Annotated in this window: 9 protein-coding genes and 1 riboswitch; of the genes, 3 read left to right on the top strand and 6 right to left on the bottom strand. The window is 70.5% G+C overall.

The window, feature by feature from the left end:
- Positions 1-218: 218 nt before the first annotated feature.
- On the bottom strand, positions 219-965 hold the full coding sequence (locus ABZV91_RS30465) for a DivIVA domain-containing protein (RefSeq protein WP_355249193.1): 747 nt from the start codon (positions 963-965) through the stop codon (positions 219-221).
- Between the two features lie 224 nt (positions 966-1189).
- Here ABZV91_RS30465 and ABZV91_RS30460 point away from each other — a divergent pair, with 224 nt between their 5' ends.
- Positions 1190-1765 (top strand): GtrA family protein, encoded by a 576-nt coding sequence (locus ABZV91_RS30460; protein ID WP_355249191.1) that lies wholly within the window; start codon positions 1190-1192, stop codon positions 1763-1765.
- Here ABZV91_RS30460 and coaD read toward each other — a convergent pair.
- The 3 genes from coaD to ABZV91_RS30445 are packed head-to-tail and all read right to left on the bottom strand — an operon-like array spanning position 1733 to position 6210.
- On the bottom strand, positions 1733-2218 hold the full coding sequence (gene coaD, locus ABZV91_RS30455) for a pantetheine-phosphate adenylyltransferase (RefSeq protein WP_355249189.1): 486 nt from the start codon (positions 2216-2218) through the stop codon (positions 1733-1735). The two genes, ABZV91_RS30460 and coaD, sit on opposite strands and share 33 nt — an antisense overlap.
- Before the next feature lie 3 nt (positions 2219-2221).
- Positions 2222-2815, bottom strand: coding sequence for a 16S rRNA (guanine(966)-N(2))-methyltransferase RsmD (rsmD, locus tag ABZV91_RS30450; protein WP_355249187.1), 594 nt, complete (start codon positions 2813-2815; stop codon positions 2222-2224).
- Positions 2812-6210 (bottom strand): pyruvate carboxylase, encoded by a 3399-nt coding sequence (locus ABZV91_RS30445; protein ID WP_355249185.1) that lies wholly within the window; start codon positions 6208-6210, stop codon positions 2812-2814. Before ABZV91_RS30445 ends, rsmD begins: the two co-directional genes overlap by 4 nt.
- Before the next feature lie 371 nt (positions 6211-6581).
- Positions 6582-6787: riboswitch (cobalamin riboswitch) on the top strand.
- 151 nt (positions 6788-6938) lie between these two features.
- Here ABZV91_RS30445 and metE point away from each other — a divergent pair.
- Positions 6939-9206, top strand: a complete 2268-nt coding sequence (metE, locus tag ABZV91_RS30440; protein WP_355249183.1) for a 5-methyltetrahydropteroyltriglutamate--homocysteine S-methyltransferase — start codon at positions 6939-6941, stop codon at positions 9204-9206.
- A 272-nt stretch (positions 9207-9478) separates the two neighbouring features.
- On the opposite strand, the gene recG is transcribed toward metE, so the two are convergent.
- On the bottom strand, positions 9479-11737 hold the full coding sequence (recG, locus tag ABZV91_RS30435; RefSeq protein ID WP_355249181.1) for an ATP-dependent DNA helicase RecG: 2259 nt from the start codon (positions 11735-11737) through the stop codon (positions 9479-9481).
- Positions 11738-11785: 48 nt separating this feature from the next.
- On the bottom strand, positions 11786-13555 hold the full coding sequence (locus tag ABZV91_RS30430; protein WP_355249179.1) for a DAK2 domain-containing protein: 1770 nt from the start codon (positions 13553-13555) through the stop codon (positions 11786-11788).
- Between the two features lie 317 nt (positions 13556-13872).
- Here ABZV91_RS30430 and rpmB point away from each other — a divergent pair, with 317 nt between their 5' ends.
- Complete coding sequence (gene rpmB, locus ABZV91_RS30425; RefSeq protein WP_011210730.1) at positions 13873-14064, top strand: 50S ribosomal protein L28; 192 nt, start codon at positions 13873-13875, stop codon at positions 14062-14064.
- Positions 14065-14143 lie beyond the last annotated feature (79 nt).

Raw genomic sequence — 14143 nt, 5'->3', positions numbered from 1 at the left:
CGGGCCTCGAAGCGCATGCGCGAAGCGCGAGTCTCGAGGCCTGAACGGCGAGACGGGCCTCAACCCTTGGAGGTGTCTCGTAGAACTCGACGCATACAGGGTTGCGTCGGCGGGGACGTCCGGATCCGGATACTTCCCGGCCGTTTGCCCACTCCGGAATGTCGGCCTTCATGGCCGGGGCCCGCCCCCGGTTCTGCCCCGCCGGAGGCGGGCCGGTATCACCGCCGGAACTCGGCGGCGTAGTCGGGGACGCCCGCCCCGTTGCGGAGCTGCTGGCGGCCCCGGCCCACGGTGCGCAGCGCACTGCCGAGGGTGTCCTCGAACTCGGCGAGTTTGGTGTCGACGTAGTGGTCGCAGTCGGCGCGCATCCGGTCGGCGTCGGCGTGGGCGGTGTCGATGATGCGGGCCGATTCGGCGTGCGCGGCCCGTACCACTTCGGTGTCCTCGACCAGCCGGCGCTGTTCGGCCTGGCCGTCGGCGACCGAGCGGTCGTAGGAGGCCTGGCCGGCCTCGATGGTCCGCTCGGCCTCGGCGCGGGCCCGGCCGGTGACCGCCTCGTACTCGGCCTTGGCGTCGGTGACCAGGCGTTCCGCTTCGGCGGTGGCGGTATCGACCATCCGGTCGGCGTGCGCGGTGGCCTCGGCGACCATGCGGTCGGCGTGCGCTTTGGCCTCGGCGAGGATGCGGTCGGCTTCGGCGCGGGCGTCGGCCACCGTGCCGGCGGCCTGTTCGTCGGCGGACCGGATGGTGTCCTCCGCGAGCCCCCGGGCGTCGTCGACGATCTTGTCCCGGTGGTCGAGCACGTCCTGAGCGTCGTCGATCTCGGTGGGCAGCGCGTCCCGCACATCGTCGAGCAGATCGAGCGTCTCCGGACGCGGCACGATGCAGTTGCGCGTCGCGGGGATACCGCGCGCCTCCTCGACTATGGCGACCAGTTCGTCGAGCGCCTCGAATACCCGGTACATGCTTACTGTCCTCCTGCTGACGATCGGCGACACATCACGCCGTTCCCAGTGTGCCCCGGGCCGGTGGATGCGCCGAACCTACTTTCGGTGTGTCGCCCGGTCTGCCCGATATCTGCAGAGTCACACAATCAACTGGAGACCCACCCTCCGCTTGGTGCTAAATTCTTAGGGAGCCCCACCGCGGCGCGGCGGGCTGCCTGTCCCTTGCCCGATCGGAACCGCCCATGACCATCCTGCAGTTGCCTACTTCCACGGCGCTGACCACCGGGGATCTGGATATCGATTGGCCGGAACCGTTCACCCCCACCGCCTGGCAGCAGCGTCTCCTGCAGTACCTGCGCGGTGATCGTGCGTTCCCGCAGTTGATTCGTTTCGCACTGGTCGGCGGATCGAGCAATATTTCGTACGTCCTGCTCTTCCTGACCCTCACCGGCGTCGGGCCCCTACCGGCCAATGTGGCCGGTTCGGTCGTGAGCACCGTGCTGGCCAACGAACTGCACCGCCGGCTCACCTTCCACGCCGCCGAGCGGGTCGGCTGGTTCACCGCGCAGTGGGAGGGCGGCGGCCTGGCACTGCTGGGCCTGGGTATCAGTACCGCGGCGCTGGCCGCGCTGGAGGTCCTGGCCCCGACGCTGAACACACCCACCCAGGCCGCGGCCGTGCTGGCGATCAGCGCCGCGGTCGGGGGTCTGCGGTTCCTGGCGCTGCGCGGTCTGGTGTTCCGGCCGCTGCAGCGGGCCCGGGAAGTGACCGCCCAGCGGTCCGGATCAGCCCGCGCGCTCGGCCAGCCGGTCGAGTAGCCGTTTGTGCACCAGCGGCGGCAGCATATCGCTGACGTCGCCGCCGAAGGCCGCCACTTCCTTGACCAGGGAGCTGGACAGATAGCCGAAGGCGGGGTTGGTCGCGATGAAGAAGGTGTCCACCCCGGAGAGCTTCTTGTTCATCTGCGCCATCTGGAGTTCGTAGCCGAAGTCCCCGGCGTCGCGCAGCCCCTTGACGATGGCGGTGATGCCCTGCTCCCGGGCGAAATCGACCAGCAGGCCGTCCCAGGAGGCGACCCGCACGTTCGGCAGGTCCGTGGTGGCGTCGCGCAGCAGATCGATCCGTTCGTCGATCGAGAACATGCCCTGCTTCTTCTTGTTGATCATCACGGTGATCACGACCTCGTCGAACTGTTCGGCGACCCGCCGGAACACATCGAGATGGCCGTTGGTCACCGGATCGAAGGATCCCGGGCACAGAGCTCCTGCCATGGGTCAGACGCTAGCAGGTTCGCCCGGGTCCGCCGGGGTCGCGCCCACATACACCGCCGACTCGATCCGGGTCTCTCCGTAACGCCGGGCGGCGCGCCCCTCGAAGCCTGCGGGCCAAGCGATCTCGGCCGACCGCGCCGAGCGTTCCACCAGCAGTAACGCTTCCTCGGCGAGCCAACCGTGTGCGGCGAGCGCCATGAGATCGCCCTCGACGGCGGCGGTGGTCAGCTCGTAGGGCGGATCGGTGAACACCAGATCGAAAGCGCCCGCGCCGCCGTGGGCGAGCACCTGCGTCACCGTCCCGACCCGCACCTGCGCACCGCCCAGCCCGAGTTCGGCGATATTGCCGCGCAGCACCCCGGCCGCCCGCCGGTCGGATTCGACCAGCAGCGCGGCCGTGGCGCCGCGCGACAGCGCCTCCAGCCCGAGCGCGCCCGAGCCGGCGTAGAGGTCGAGCACCCGGGCGCCCGCGAGATCCATCCACGCCTCGATCGAGGAGAACACGGCCTCCCGCACCCGGTCCGAGGTGGGCCGGGTTCCGGCCGGCGGCACCCTCAGGCGCCGCCCCCCGGCGGTCCCGGCGACGATCCGGGTCATTCGGATTCGCGCTCGCCCAACTCGACCAGCAGATCACCGCCCTCGACCTGCTGCACCTGCGCGATGGCCACCCGGCCCACCACACCACCGCGCGGCGCGGTGATGGCGGCCTCCATCTTCATGGCCTCGATGGTGCCGATGGTGTCGCCCGAGCCGACCGTTTCGCCCTCGGCCACGGTCAGTGTCACGACACCGGCGAAGGGTGCCGCGATGTGATGCGGGTTGTTCTTATCGGCCTTCTCCGCGGCCGGGATCTCACTGGCGATGGACCGGTCCCGCACGGAAACCGGGCGCAACTGCCCGTTCAGGATGCACATCACCGTGCGCATCCCGCGTTCGTCGGGTTCGGAGATCGCCTCCAGCCCGATGAGCAGGATGACGCCCTTCTCCAGCTGTACCCGGTGCTCCTCGCCGTGCCGCAGGCCGTAGAAGAACTGATTGGCCGACAGGCCGGTGGTATCGCCGTACTTCTCCCGGTGCGCCAGGAATTCCGCGGTCGGGCCGGGGAAGAGCAACCGGTTCAGGGTCGCGCGGCGCTCCCCGGAGGTACCGGCCAGGCCCGCCTCGTCCGCGGCGGACAACTCGGATTCGGGTTTGGCCGCTCCCCGGCCGGCGAGCGCCTTCTCCCGGAACGGCTCGGGCCAGCCACCGGCCGGAGTGCCGAGTTCGCCGCGCAGGAAGCCGATCACCGAATCGGGGATGTCGTAGCGCCCCGGATCGGCGGCGAAATCCTCGATCTCGATACCGGAGCCGACCAGCGACAGCGCCAGGTCGCCGACGACCTTGGAGGACGGCGTGACCTTGATCAGCCGGCCCAGCAACCGGTCCGCGGCCGCGTATTTCGCCTCGACCTCCTCGAACCGGTCGCCGAGCCCCAGGGCGATGGCCTGCTGGCGCAGATTCGACAGCTGACCGCCGGGGATCTCGTGGGTGTAGACGCGCCCGGTCGGCGCCGGCAGGCCGGATTCGAAGGGCGCGTACACCTTGCGCAGCGCCTCCCAGTACGGCTCCAGATCGCAGACGTTGCGCAGATTCAGCCCGGTGTCGTATTCGCTGTGCGCGGCGGCGGCCACGATGGCCGAGAGCGCGGGCTGGCTGGTGGTACCGGCCATGGCGGCCGACGCGCCGTCGACGGCGTCGGCGCCGGCCTGCCAGGCGGCGAGATAGGTGGCCAGCTGCCCGCCCGGGGTGTCGTGGGTGTGCACATGGACCGGCAGATCGAAATTGCTGCGCAGCGCGGTCACCAGTTTCGCCGCGGCGGGCGCGCGCAACAGTCCGGCCATATCCTTGATCGCCAGCACGTGCGCGCCCGCGTCCACGATCTGCTCGGCCAGCTTCAGGTAGTAGTCGAGGGTGTAGAGCTTCTCGTCCGGGTCGGTGAGATCGCCGGTGTAGGACAGCGCGACCTCGGCGACAGCGGTGCCGGTTTCGCGGACCGCGTCGATGGCCGGACGCATCTGGTCCACATTGTTCAGCGCGTCGAAGATCCGGAAGATATCGATCCCGGTCGCGGTGGCCTCGGCCACGAACGCCCGCGTCACCCGCTCCGGGTAGGGGGTGTAGCCGACGGTGTTGCGGCCGCGCAGCAGCATCTGCAGGCAGATGTTCGGAATCGCCTCGCGCAGCGCGGCCAGCCGCTCCCACGGGTCCTCGTAGAGGAAGCGCAGCGCCACATCGTAGGTCGCCCCGCCCCAGGCTTCGATGGACAGCAGTTCCGGGGTCAGTCGCGCGACATGCCCGGCCACATCGAGCAACCCGTTGGTGCGTACGCGGGTCGCGAGCAGCGACTGGTGGGCGTCGCGGAAGGTGGTGTCGGTGACCCCGACCGCCTTCTGCGCGCGCAACGCCTGCGCGAATCCCTCCGGGCCCAGCGTCAGCAGCTTCTGCCGCGAACCGTCCGGCGGCGGCACCGACAGATCGATCGTGGGCAGTTTGTCGTGCGGATACACCGCGGTCGGCCGGGCACCGTGCGGTTTGTTCACCGTGACATCGGCCAGATAGTTGAGGATCTTGGTGCCGCGGTCGGCGGGTTCGCGGGTGGCCAGCAGCTCCGGGCGCTCGTCGATGAACGAGGTGGTGATGCGGCCCGCGGTGAAATCGTCGTCGCCGAGTACCGCGAGCAGGAACGGGATATTGGTGGTGACACCGCGGATCCGGAATTCCATCAGCGCCCGCCGGGCCCGCGCCACCGCCGCCGGGAAGTCCCGGCCCCGGCAGGTGAGCTTCACCAGCATGGAATCGAAGTAGGCGCCGATCTCCGCACCCAGGTTCGCGCCGCCGTCGAGCCGGATCCCGGCGCCGCCGGGGGTGCGATAGGCGGTGATGCGGCCGGTGTCGGGGCGGAATCCGTTGGCCGGGTCCTCGGTGGTGATCCGGCACTGCAGCGCCGCACCGCGGATGGTCACCTTGTCCTGGCTCAGGCCCAGATCCGAGAGGCTCTCCCCGGCCGCGATCCGCAGCTGCGACTGCACCAGGTCCACATCGGTGATCTCCTCGGTGACCGTATGTTCCACCTGGATCCGCGGGTTCATCTCGATGAACACATGATTGCCGCGTTCGTCGAGCAGGAACTCCACCGTGCCCGCACAGCTGTAACCGATCTGCCGGGCGAAGGCCACCGCGTCCGCGCAGATCCGGTCCCGCAATTCCGGATCCAGATTCGGGGCCGGAGCCAGCTCGATCACCTTCTGGTGCCGCCGCTGCAACGAACAGTCCCGCTCGAACAGGTGCATCACCTCGCCCTGGGTATCGGCCAGGATCTGCACCTCGATATGCCGCGGGTTCACCACCGCCTGCTCGAGGAACACCGTCGGATCACCGAACGCCGACTCGGCCTCGCGCGAGGCCGCCTCGATCGCCTCCCGCAATCCCGACCGCTCGGCAACCCGGCGCATGCCGCGCCCGCCACCACCGGCGACGGCCTTCACGAACACCGGGAACTCCATGGACTCCGCGGCGGCGAGCAGCTCCGCCACATCGGCCGAGGGCGCGCTCGAATCCAGCACCGGCAGCCCGGCCTCCCGCGCCGCGGCGATCGCGCGGGCCTTGTTGCCCGCCAGTTCGAGTACCTCGGCCGACGGTCCGATGAAGGTGATGCCCTCCCGCGCGCACGCCGCGGCCAGATCGGGATTCTCCGACAGGAAGCCGTAGCCGGGGTAGATCGCGTCGGCGCCCGCGGTCTTGGCCGCGTCGATGATGGCGTCGACCGAGAGGTAGGCCCGGACCGGATGACCTTCCTCGCCGATCTCGTATGCCTCGTCCGCCTTCAGGCGGTGGACCGAATTACGGTCCTCGTGCGGGAAGACGGCAACCGTTCCGACACCGAGCTCGTACGCCGCGCGGAAGGCTCGGATGGCGATTTCGCCGCGGTTGGCAACCAAGACTTTCGAGAACATTGAACCAACGTACCCGGCGCCACACCCAGGATCGACAGCGAAGTCCACTTCGCAGAATCTTCACATCGGGGTATGGCAACGGTGCGAAGTAGAGTTCACCGCGCCGTCATATCTCACCGCCCGCGACCCGCTTCTGTGCGGTTCCGGTGGGCCGGCCACCACCCCGCTACTTCCCGGACGCGCGGGCACCGTCGCCGAATGGTCCTCCGGTGGCGGCCCGCCCGCAACCGCGCCACCACCACCGTAACGGCGCGCCGTCCACCCGCGCGGCGACCCCGTTGTGCGCGGCGGACCGCCGGACCGCTCGTGCCGCCGCGCGGCGCCGAGTTATGGTGGAGCACGCAGCTGGTCCGCCGGCCGGACGGCGAGGAGCCCCGAACGTCCGCCCCGGCGCCGAAGCCCGCATCACGCGGGTGAGAGGGAATCCGGTGGAAGTCCGGAACTGTCCCGCAGCGGTGAGCAGGAACGACCGCCGTCATCAGCACTGGGCGACACGCCTGGGAAGCGACGGCCAGTAGGTCGGCCGACAGGCCGGTGCCCGCGAGTCCGAAGACCTGCCGGTTGTACCGGATACGCCGTATCCGGTGGCCGTCGCCTCGTGGAGCGGGCGCCGCGGTCCACCAGTGCTGACATACGACCCGACCACCCGGCCGGGCCGTTCGGGGTCTCATCGGTGCCGTGCGCCCGGGAACGGCGACGTCCGTCGAACTTCAGCACTGGAGAACACCGTGACTGTTACTTCGCACAGCCCGTTCACCGCAACAATTCTCGGTCTGCCCCGGGTGGGTCCGCGCCGGGAACTCAAACGCGCGATCGAGTCCTATTGGGCGGGCCGCATCGATGCGGCGCAGCTGCACGAGACCGGCCGTGCGCTACGCCGCGACCAATACGCCGCTCTGACCGCCGCCGGCCTGGATTCGATCCCCGTCGGCACCTTCTCCTATTACGACCAGATGCTCGATACGGCCGCCCTCCTCGGCGCCCTGCCCGTCCGGGTCGCCGGGATCGAGGATCGGCTGGACCGCTATTTCGCCGCCGCGCGCGGAACCGAATCGGTGGAACCGCTGGAGATGACCAAATGGTTCGACACCAACTACCACTACCTGGTCCCCGAACTCGGCCCGGACACCACCTTCGGCCTGGATCCGGAAGATCTGCTGGCGCAGGTGACCGAGGCGGTCGAACTCGGCGTGCCGGCCCGCCCCGTGGTCATCGGACCGGTCACTTTCCTGAAACTGGCCAAGACCACCGGCGGTGCCGCGCTGGACCGGATAGACGAACTGATCCCGCTGTACGGCGAGTTGCTGCGGCTGCTCGCCGACGCGGGGGCGGGCTGGGTACAGCTCGACGAACCCGCCCTGGTCACCGACCTCACCGCCGCGGAACTGGCGACGGTCCGGCGGGTGTACACCGAGCTCACCGCCGTGCCGCGGCGACCGGCGGTGCTGGTGGCCACGTATTTCGGGTATCCGGGCGCGGCGCTGGAAGCGCTGTCCGCCACCGAGGTCGAAGGTATCGCCGTCGACCTGGTCGCGGGCACCGAGGTCGCCGCCGTGGCGTCGCTCCCCGCGCTGACGCGCAAACTGCTGGTCGCGGGGGTCGTCGACGGTCGCAATGTCTGGCGCGCCGATCTCGACAGCGCACTGTCGACGTTGGCCGGCCTACTGGGCAGCGTGGGGGCGCTGGCGGTTTCCACGTCGTGCTCGCTGCTGCACGTCCCGTACTCGCTGGCGCCGGAGACGCGGCTCGACGACGCGCTGCGCTCCTGGCTCGCCTTCGGTGCCGAGAAGACGGCCGAGGTGCGGATACTGGCGACGGGCCTGCACTCCGGCACCGAGGCGATCGCCGCGGAACTGGGCGCCGCCCGCGCCGCCACGGCGAGTCGCCGCGCCGATCCGCGGCTCAGCAATGCGCAGGTGCGGGCGCGACTGGCCGCGCTGGGCGCGGACGCCGTGCGGCGGGCCCCCGCCGAACAGCGCCGGGCCCTGCAGCGGGAACGTCTGCACCTGCCGCCGCTGCCGACCACCACGATCGGGTCCTACCCGCAGACCCCGGCCATCCGGCGGGCCCGGGCGGCGCTGCGGGCCGGGGAGATCGACCGGGCCGAATACGTCCGGCGCATGCGGGCGGAGATCGGCGAAGTCATCGCCCTGCAGGAGAAACTCGAGCTCGATGTACTCGTGCACGGCGAACCGGAACGCAACGATATGGTGCAATACTTCGCCGAACAGCTCGACGGATTCGCGGCGACCGATCTGGGCTGGGTCCAGTCCTACGGCACCCGCTGCGTGCGTCCGCCGATCCTGTTCGGTGATGTCTCCCGTCCCGCCGCGATGACGGTGGACTGGATCACCTACGCGCAGTCGCTCACCGACAAACCGGTCAAGGGCATGCTCACCGGCCCCGTCACCATCCTGGCCTGGTCCTTCGTCCGCGACGACCAGCCCCTGGCGGATTCGGCCCGGCAGGTGGCGCTGGCGATCCGGGACGAGACAGTGGATCTGCAGAACGCGGGGATCCGGATCGTCCAGGTCGACGAGCCCGCGCTGCGGGAACTGCTGCCGTTGCGCGACGCCGATCAGCGGGAGTACCTGGACTGGTCGGTGCACGCGTTCCGGCTGGCGACCTCCGGAGTGGCCGACTCCGTCCAGATCCACACCCACCTGTGCTATTCGGAGTTCGGTGAGGTGATCGACGCCATCGCCGGGCTGGACGCCGATGTCACGTCCCTCGAGGCCGCCCGCTCGCATATGGAGGTACTGGTCGATCTGAACGCCTCCGGCTTCGCCGCCGGTGTGGGTCCGGGTGTCTACGACATCCACTCCCCCCGGGTGCCCGGTGTCGAGGAGATCACGGCGTCCCTGCGCGCCGCTCTGGAAGCGATTCCGGCCGAACGTCTCTGGGTCAATCCCGACTGCGGCCTGAAGACCCGGGGCCCGGCCGAGGTGGAGGCATCCCTGCGCAATATGGTGGCCGCCGCCCGCGGCGTCCGCTGAAATCCCGGCCCGGGCCGCACCTCGCGCGGCCCGGGCCGTTCAGCCCTCCAGTTCCCCGGCCCCGGGTTCCCGGCGTTTCGTCCGCCGGGCCACACAGTGCGGGCAGGTCTGCGCCACCCGCAGCACCGGCCGGGTCCGGGCCGGCGCGGACGGCCCCCGCCGTACCGCCCGGCACCCCTGTCTTTCCTCCACGACGCCAACCCCTTTCCCCTCGGCGATTCCGTTGCCAGGTTTGACGCCGAGCGTCCCGGCCCGGTTCCCGCGCTCGGCGATCAGGATTTGGCCAGGTACTCCAGGCGTTCGGAATCGACGGCGGCGTGCATCATCGCCGCCAGGCCGGGATGCCGGGTCAGCCCGGGATCCTGCTGCACCACGGTGCGGGCGAGTTCCTGAGCGGCGGTGATGACCTCGAGATCGTCGAGCAGCGACAGCAGGCGCAGTGACCGGGTGGTGCCCGACTGCGCCGCGCCGAGCACATCGCCCTCGCGCCGCTGCCGCAGATCGAGTACCGACAGTTCGAAGCCGTCGGTGGTGGCGGCCACGGCCTCCAGCCTGGTCATCGCCGGGCCGCCGGGCGCGGCATCGGTGATCAGCAGGCACAATCCGGGATGCGCGCCGCGCCCGATCCGGCCCCGGAGCTGGTGCAGCTGACTCACCCCGAACCGGTCGGCGTCCACGATCACCATCACGGTCGCGTTCGGCACATCCACGCCCACCTCGACCACGGTCGTACAGACCAGCACATCGATATCGCCGGCGTTGAAGTCGCGCATCACCTGGTCTTTTTCATCCGACGGCAGCCGTCCGTGCAGCAGCCCGATCCGCAGCCGCGCGAGCGGTCCGGTACGCAAGCGGTCGAAGACGTCGACCACGGCCTGGGTGGGCGGGGCCTCCTTGTCCACGGCTTTCTTGCCCCTCGTCCCGGCACCGTCCTCGTCGTCGCCGATCCGCGAGCACACGACATAGGCCTGCCGGCCCGCGCCCACCTCCTCGGTGATCCGTTCCCACGCCCGGTCCACCCAGTTGGGATGTACCCGGCGCGGTACCACCTTCGACTGGATCGGCGAACGCCCGCGGGGCAGTTCGGTGAGGGTGGAGGTCTCCAGGTCGCCCAGGGTGGTCATGGCGATGGTGCGCGGAATCGGGGTCGCGGTCATCACCAGCAGATGCGGGGAGAAACCCGATTTCGCCTTGGCCCGCAGCGCATCGCGCTGCTCCACGCCGAACCGGTGTTGTTCGTCCACCACCACCAGACCCAGATCGAAGAATTCGACCGAATCCTGGATCAGCGCGTGGGTGCCGATCACGAGGCCCGCCTCCCCGGTGACCGCCGCGAGCAGGGCGGCTCGCTTCGCCGCGGCCGGCATGGAACCGGTCACCAGCGTCACCCGGGTGGCGGTCTCGGCCGCGCCCAGCTCCCCCGCCTGCCCGAGATCGCCCAGCATCGCCCGCAGCGACCGGTAGTGCTGGGCGGCGAGCACCTCGGTGGGCGCCAGCAGCGCGCACTGCTGACCCGCATCGATCACCTGCAGCATGGCGTGCAACGCGACGATGGTCTTACCCGAACCCACCTCGCCCTGTAGCAGCCGGTGCATGGGCTGTTCCCGGGACAGATCCGCCGAGATCTCGCCGATGACGCCGCGCTGTCCCGCGGTGAGTTCGAACGGCAGCCGCTCGTCGAAGGCGGCGACGATTCCGTCCGCCCGCACCGGGCAGGCCCGGGCCGTACGACCGGCCACCTCGTGCCGGCGTTCGGCGAGGACCAGCTGCAGTGCCAGCGCCTCGTCGAAACGCAGCCGTTCCCGGGCGCGTTCGATATCGGAGGTGCGTTCGGGCAGGTGGATCAGGCGCAGCGCGTCGCCGACCGGCATGAGTTCCCGTTCGTCGCGCACCTCGGCGGGCAGCGGATCCGCCAGCGGGTCGAGCTGATCGAGGATCTGCCGGACACAGGCCAGGATCTCCCAGCTCTGCACCTTCGCTGTCGCCGGATAGACCGGGATGAACTCGCGGTCGAAGAAGGACATGTCCACACCGCCCGCGCCCTTCGCGCTCTGCGCGATCCCGCGCAGGTCGCCCCCGCCGCGCACGGTGGTCAGAGTCGGTTCCTCGTCGTCGGCCTCCGGCAGGATCAGATATCCCGGATGGCTGAGATTCCACTGACCGGGCCGCCAATAGTTGACCGTGCCCGACATCATGGCCCGAACACCCGGGCGGACCGCGTATTTCACCTTGTCGCCGTTGAAGAACGTGACATCCACGCCGCGCCCGCCACCGGTATCGAGCACCACCTTCAGCAACGACCCGCGCCGCTGCCGCATCGGCCGCAGGTCCGCCTTGGTGACCCGCCCGATCACCGTGATATGCGCTCCGTCCTCCGGCGCCTCCTCGGTGAGCGGCTGCCCCTGGGTGGCGTATCGCAGCGGATAGTGGCGCAGCAGATCTTCCACGGTCTGCATATCGAACGCGTCAGCCAGTGACGCGGCGGCCTTCGCGCCGAGCAGATGGTCGAGCCGGTCGCTCAGTGTCGCCATCGCGCTACTCCTGTCCCCTCGGCCCGCGGCGGCGGGTCCGGCGGATACTCATTCCACACCGATCTGTATCAGGTCGCCCTGCTGGCCTCCGGCATACACCGTGACCTCCACACCGGGAAATTCGTCACCGATATGCCGCGCGAGGTCGTCGGCGAGCCCGTCCGGCGCCGCCGCGCCGACCAGCAGGGTCACCAGTTCGCCGCCGAGTCCGAGCATCCGGTCCAGCAGGGTCTGTCCCGCGGCCCGGGGATCCCGGTCGATGACCACCACATCGTGGCCCACCAGGCCGAGTCCGTCGCCGGGCGCGCAGGTCCCGACCATGGTGAGCGCTCGGCCGGCGGCCCGGCGCAGCGCGCCCCAGCGGGTGCTCGCGGCCGCCTCGGACATGGTGAAGGCATCGTCCACGGCGATCCGGGCCCGATCGTGGACCGCCAGCGCCGCGAGCCCCTGGACCATGCTGGCGCTGGGCAGCAGCAGCACGTCCCGGCGCGCGTCACGCGCCGCGGCACCGACCGCCACCAGCCCATGGGCCGGTAGCGCACCGTTGGGGAGTACCAGCACCTCCCGATGCGGGAGCTGCCGGACGGCCGCCAGCAGTACCGCCGAGTCCAGCGTCTGCCCGGCGTTCAGCACCACCGCGCCCCCCGCTTCGAAGAGCGCCGCCGCACCGGCGCCGGACGCGACGGCGAGCACCCCGCGATCGGCGGGTTCACCGATGCGCCCACTGATCTGCCGGGCCGCCCGGTCGTGCGCCTGCCGGCTGTCGGCCGCTGCCCGCACCCCGGTGACCACGGCGCCACCGGAATGCGGGCCGCTGTGCCCGGTGATCCCACCGCGTGCGGGGATTTCGGTCAGGTGCTCGATACGGATCGCGACCGGGCGGCCCACGGCGAGCCCGGCCTCCACCGCCGCCCCCGCGTCCGCGCAGTGCACATGGACCGACCAGCCACCGGTGCCGTCGGCGGCCACCACCACCGAATCTCCCAGGGCGGCGAGCCGCGAGCGCAGTGCGCCGGCGAGATCCGCGCGCCCCCCGTCGATCCGATACATCACCTCGTAGCGCTGCGCCGATTCCGGCCGGGCCGGCGGCGTGCGGATATCCGCGGGCCGGTACTCGGCCCGCGCGGGGGTTTCGCCGGTCACCACGGTGACCAGCCCGTCCAGCAGGACCAGCAACCCGCGCGCACCGGCGTCCACGACCCCGGCGTCACGCAGTACCGCCAACTGGTCGCGAGTGTCCTCCAGCGCCCGAGCCGCCGCGTCGGCTCCGGCGCGCACCACCGCCGCCAGCCCGGGTTCGGCGCAGTGCTGCGCCGCGGCCCCCGCCCGGTCGAGCACCGTGAGGATGGTGCCCTCCACCGGATCGCTCAGGCTGCCCCGGACCAGTGCGGCCGCCCGCGCCAATGCGGTCCGGTAGGTCGGTTCCGTCAGCCCGGCGTCCACCGTCGCGTCCGCGAAACCCCGCAGCACCTGGGACACGATGATGCCGGAGTTACCCCGGGCCCCCGCGGTCGCGCCGCGGGCCAGTGCCGCGGCGACCACACCGGCGGGCGGCCGGTCCGGCTCCCCGTCGGCACCCGACGCCGAGCGCTGTGCTTCCGCGACGGCGGCGCGCATGGTGGCCAGCAAGTTGGTCCCGGTATCGGAATCCGGGACCGGGAAGACATTGAGGGCATCGATCTCCGCGCGACGCTGTTCGAGCGCGGCCACACAGAGACGGCCCCAGGCCAGGAGTTCGGCCCCGCCCAGCCCGCCGTCCGCGGATCCGGTGGCCGGCGAACCGTCGCCGCGCACCTGCCGGGTCTCGGGCACCGTCACCTCGTTCCTCGTCGTCGCAGAATTCGAACGCCAGGTTAGCGGCCGCGCCCGACACCGCGGCCCGGGACGGGCCGCGTCTACGGCGCCTCATGTGGGTTCGCCGGATGAACTGCGGCTTGATGGATCAACCCCGGTTTGGTGGATCGCAGCGGGTCGGGCTACCCTTGCAGGGTTGCCTGGCGCGGCCGTTATCGGTCGACGCTGTCCGATGGTCATCGAATCCGCCGATGCTCGTCGGCGGGCATGACGACATTGATCAGGATCGACCGCTGTACCGGTGGCAGGTCCCCCATGATGACATGAAGGAGTTCGCGACTATGGCTGCCGTCTGCGACGTCTGCGCCAAAGGCCCCGGCTTCGGTAAATCGGTCTCGCATTCGCACCGGCGCACCAACCGTCGCTGGAACCCGAATATCCAGACCGTGCGGGCGCAGGTCGCCCCGGGTAACACCCGCCGGATGAATGTGTGCACCTCCTGCCTGAAGGCGGGCAAGGTGGTCCGCGGCTGATACCGGGCAACCGGTTTCCTCCGTCGAGCACACAGCGCTTCGATACGACCTCGCCCCGGCTCCTGTACGGAGCCGGGGC

The sequence above is a fragment of the Nocardia sp. NPDC004568 genome, from assembly GCF_040609955.1.
Classification (GTDB): Bacteria; Actinomycetota; Actinomycetes; order Mycobacteriales; family Mycobacteriaceae; genus Nocardia.
This window is presented reverse-complemented; position numbering and strand designations above follow the sequence as displayed.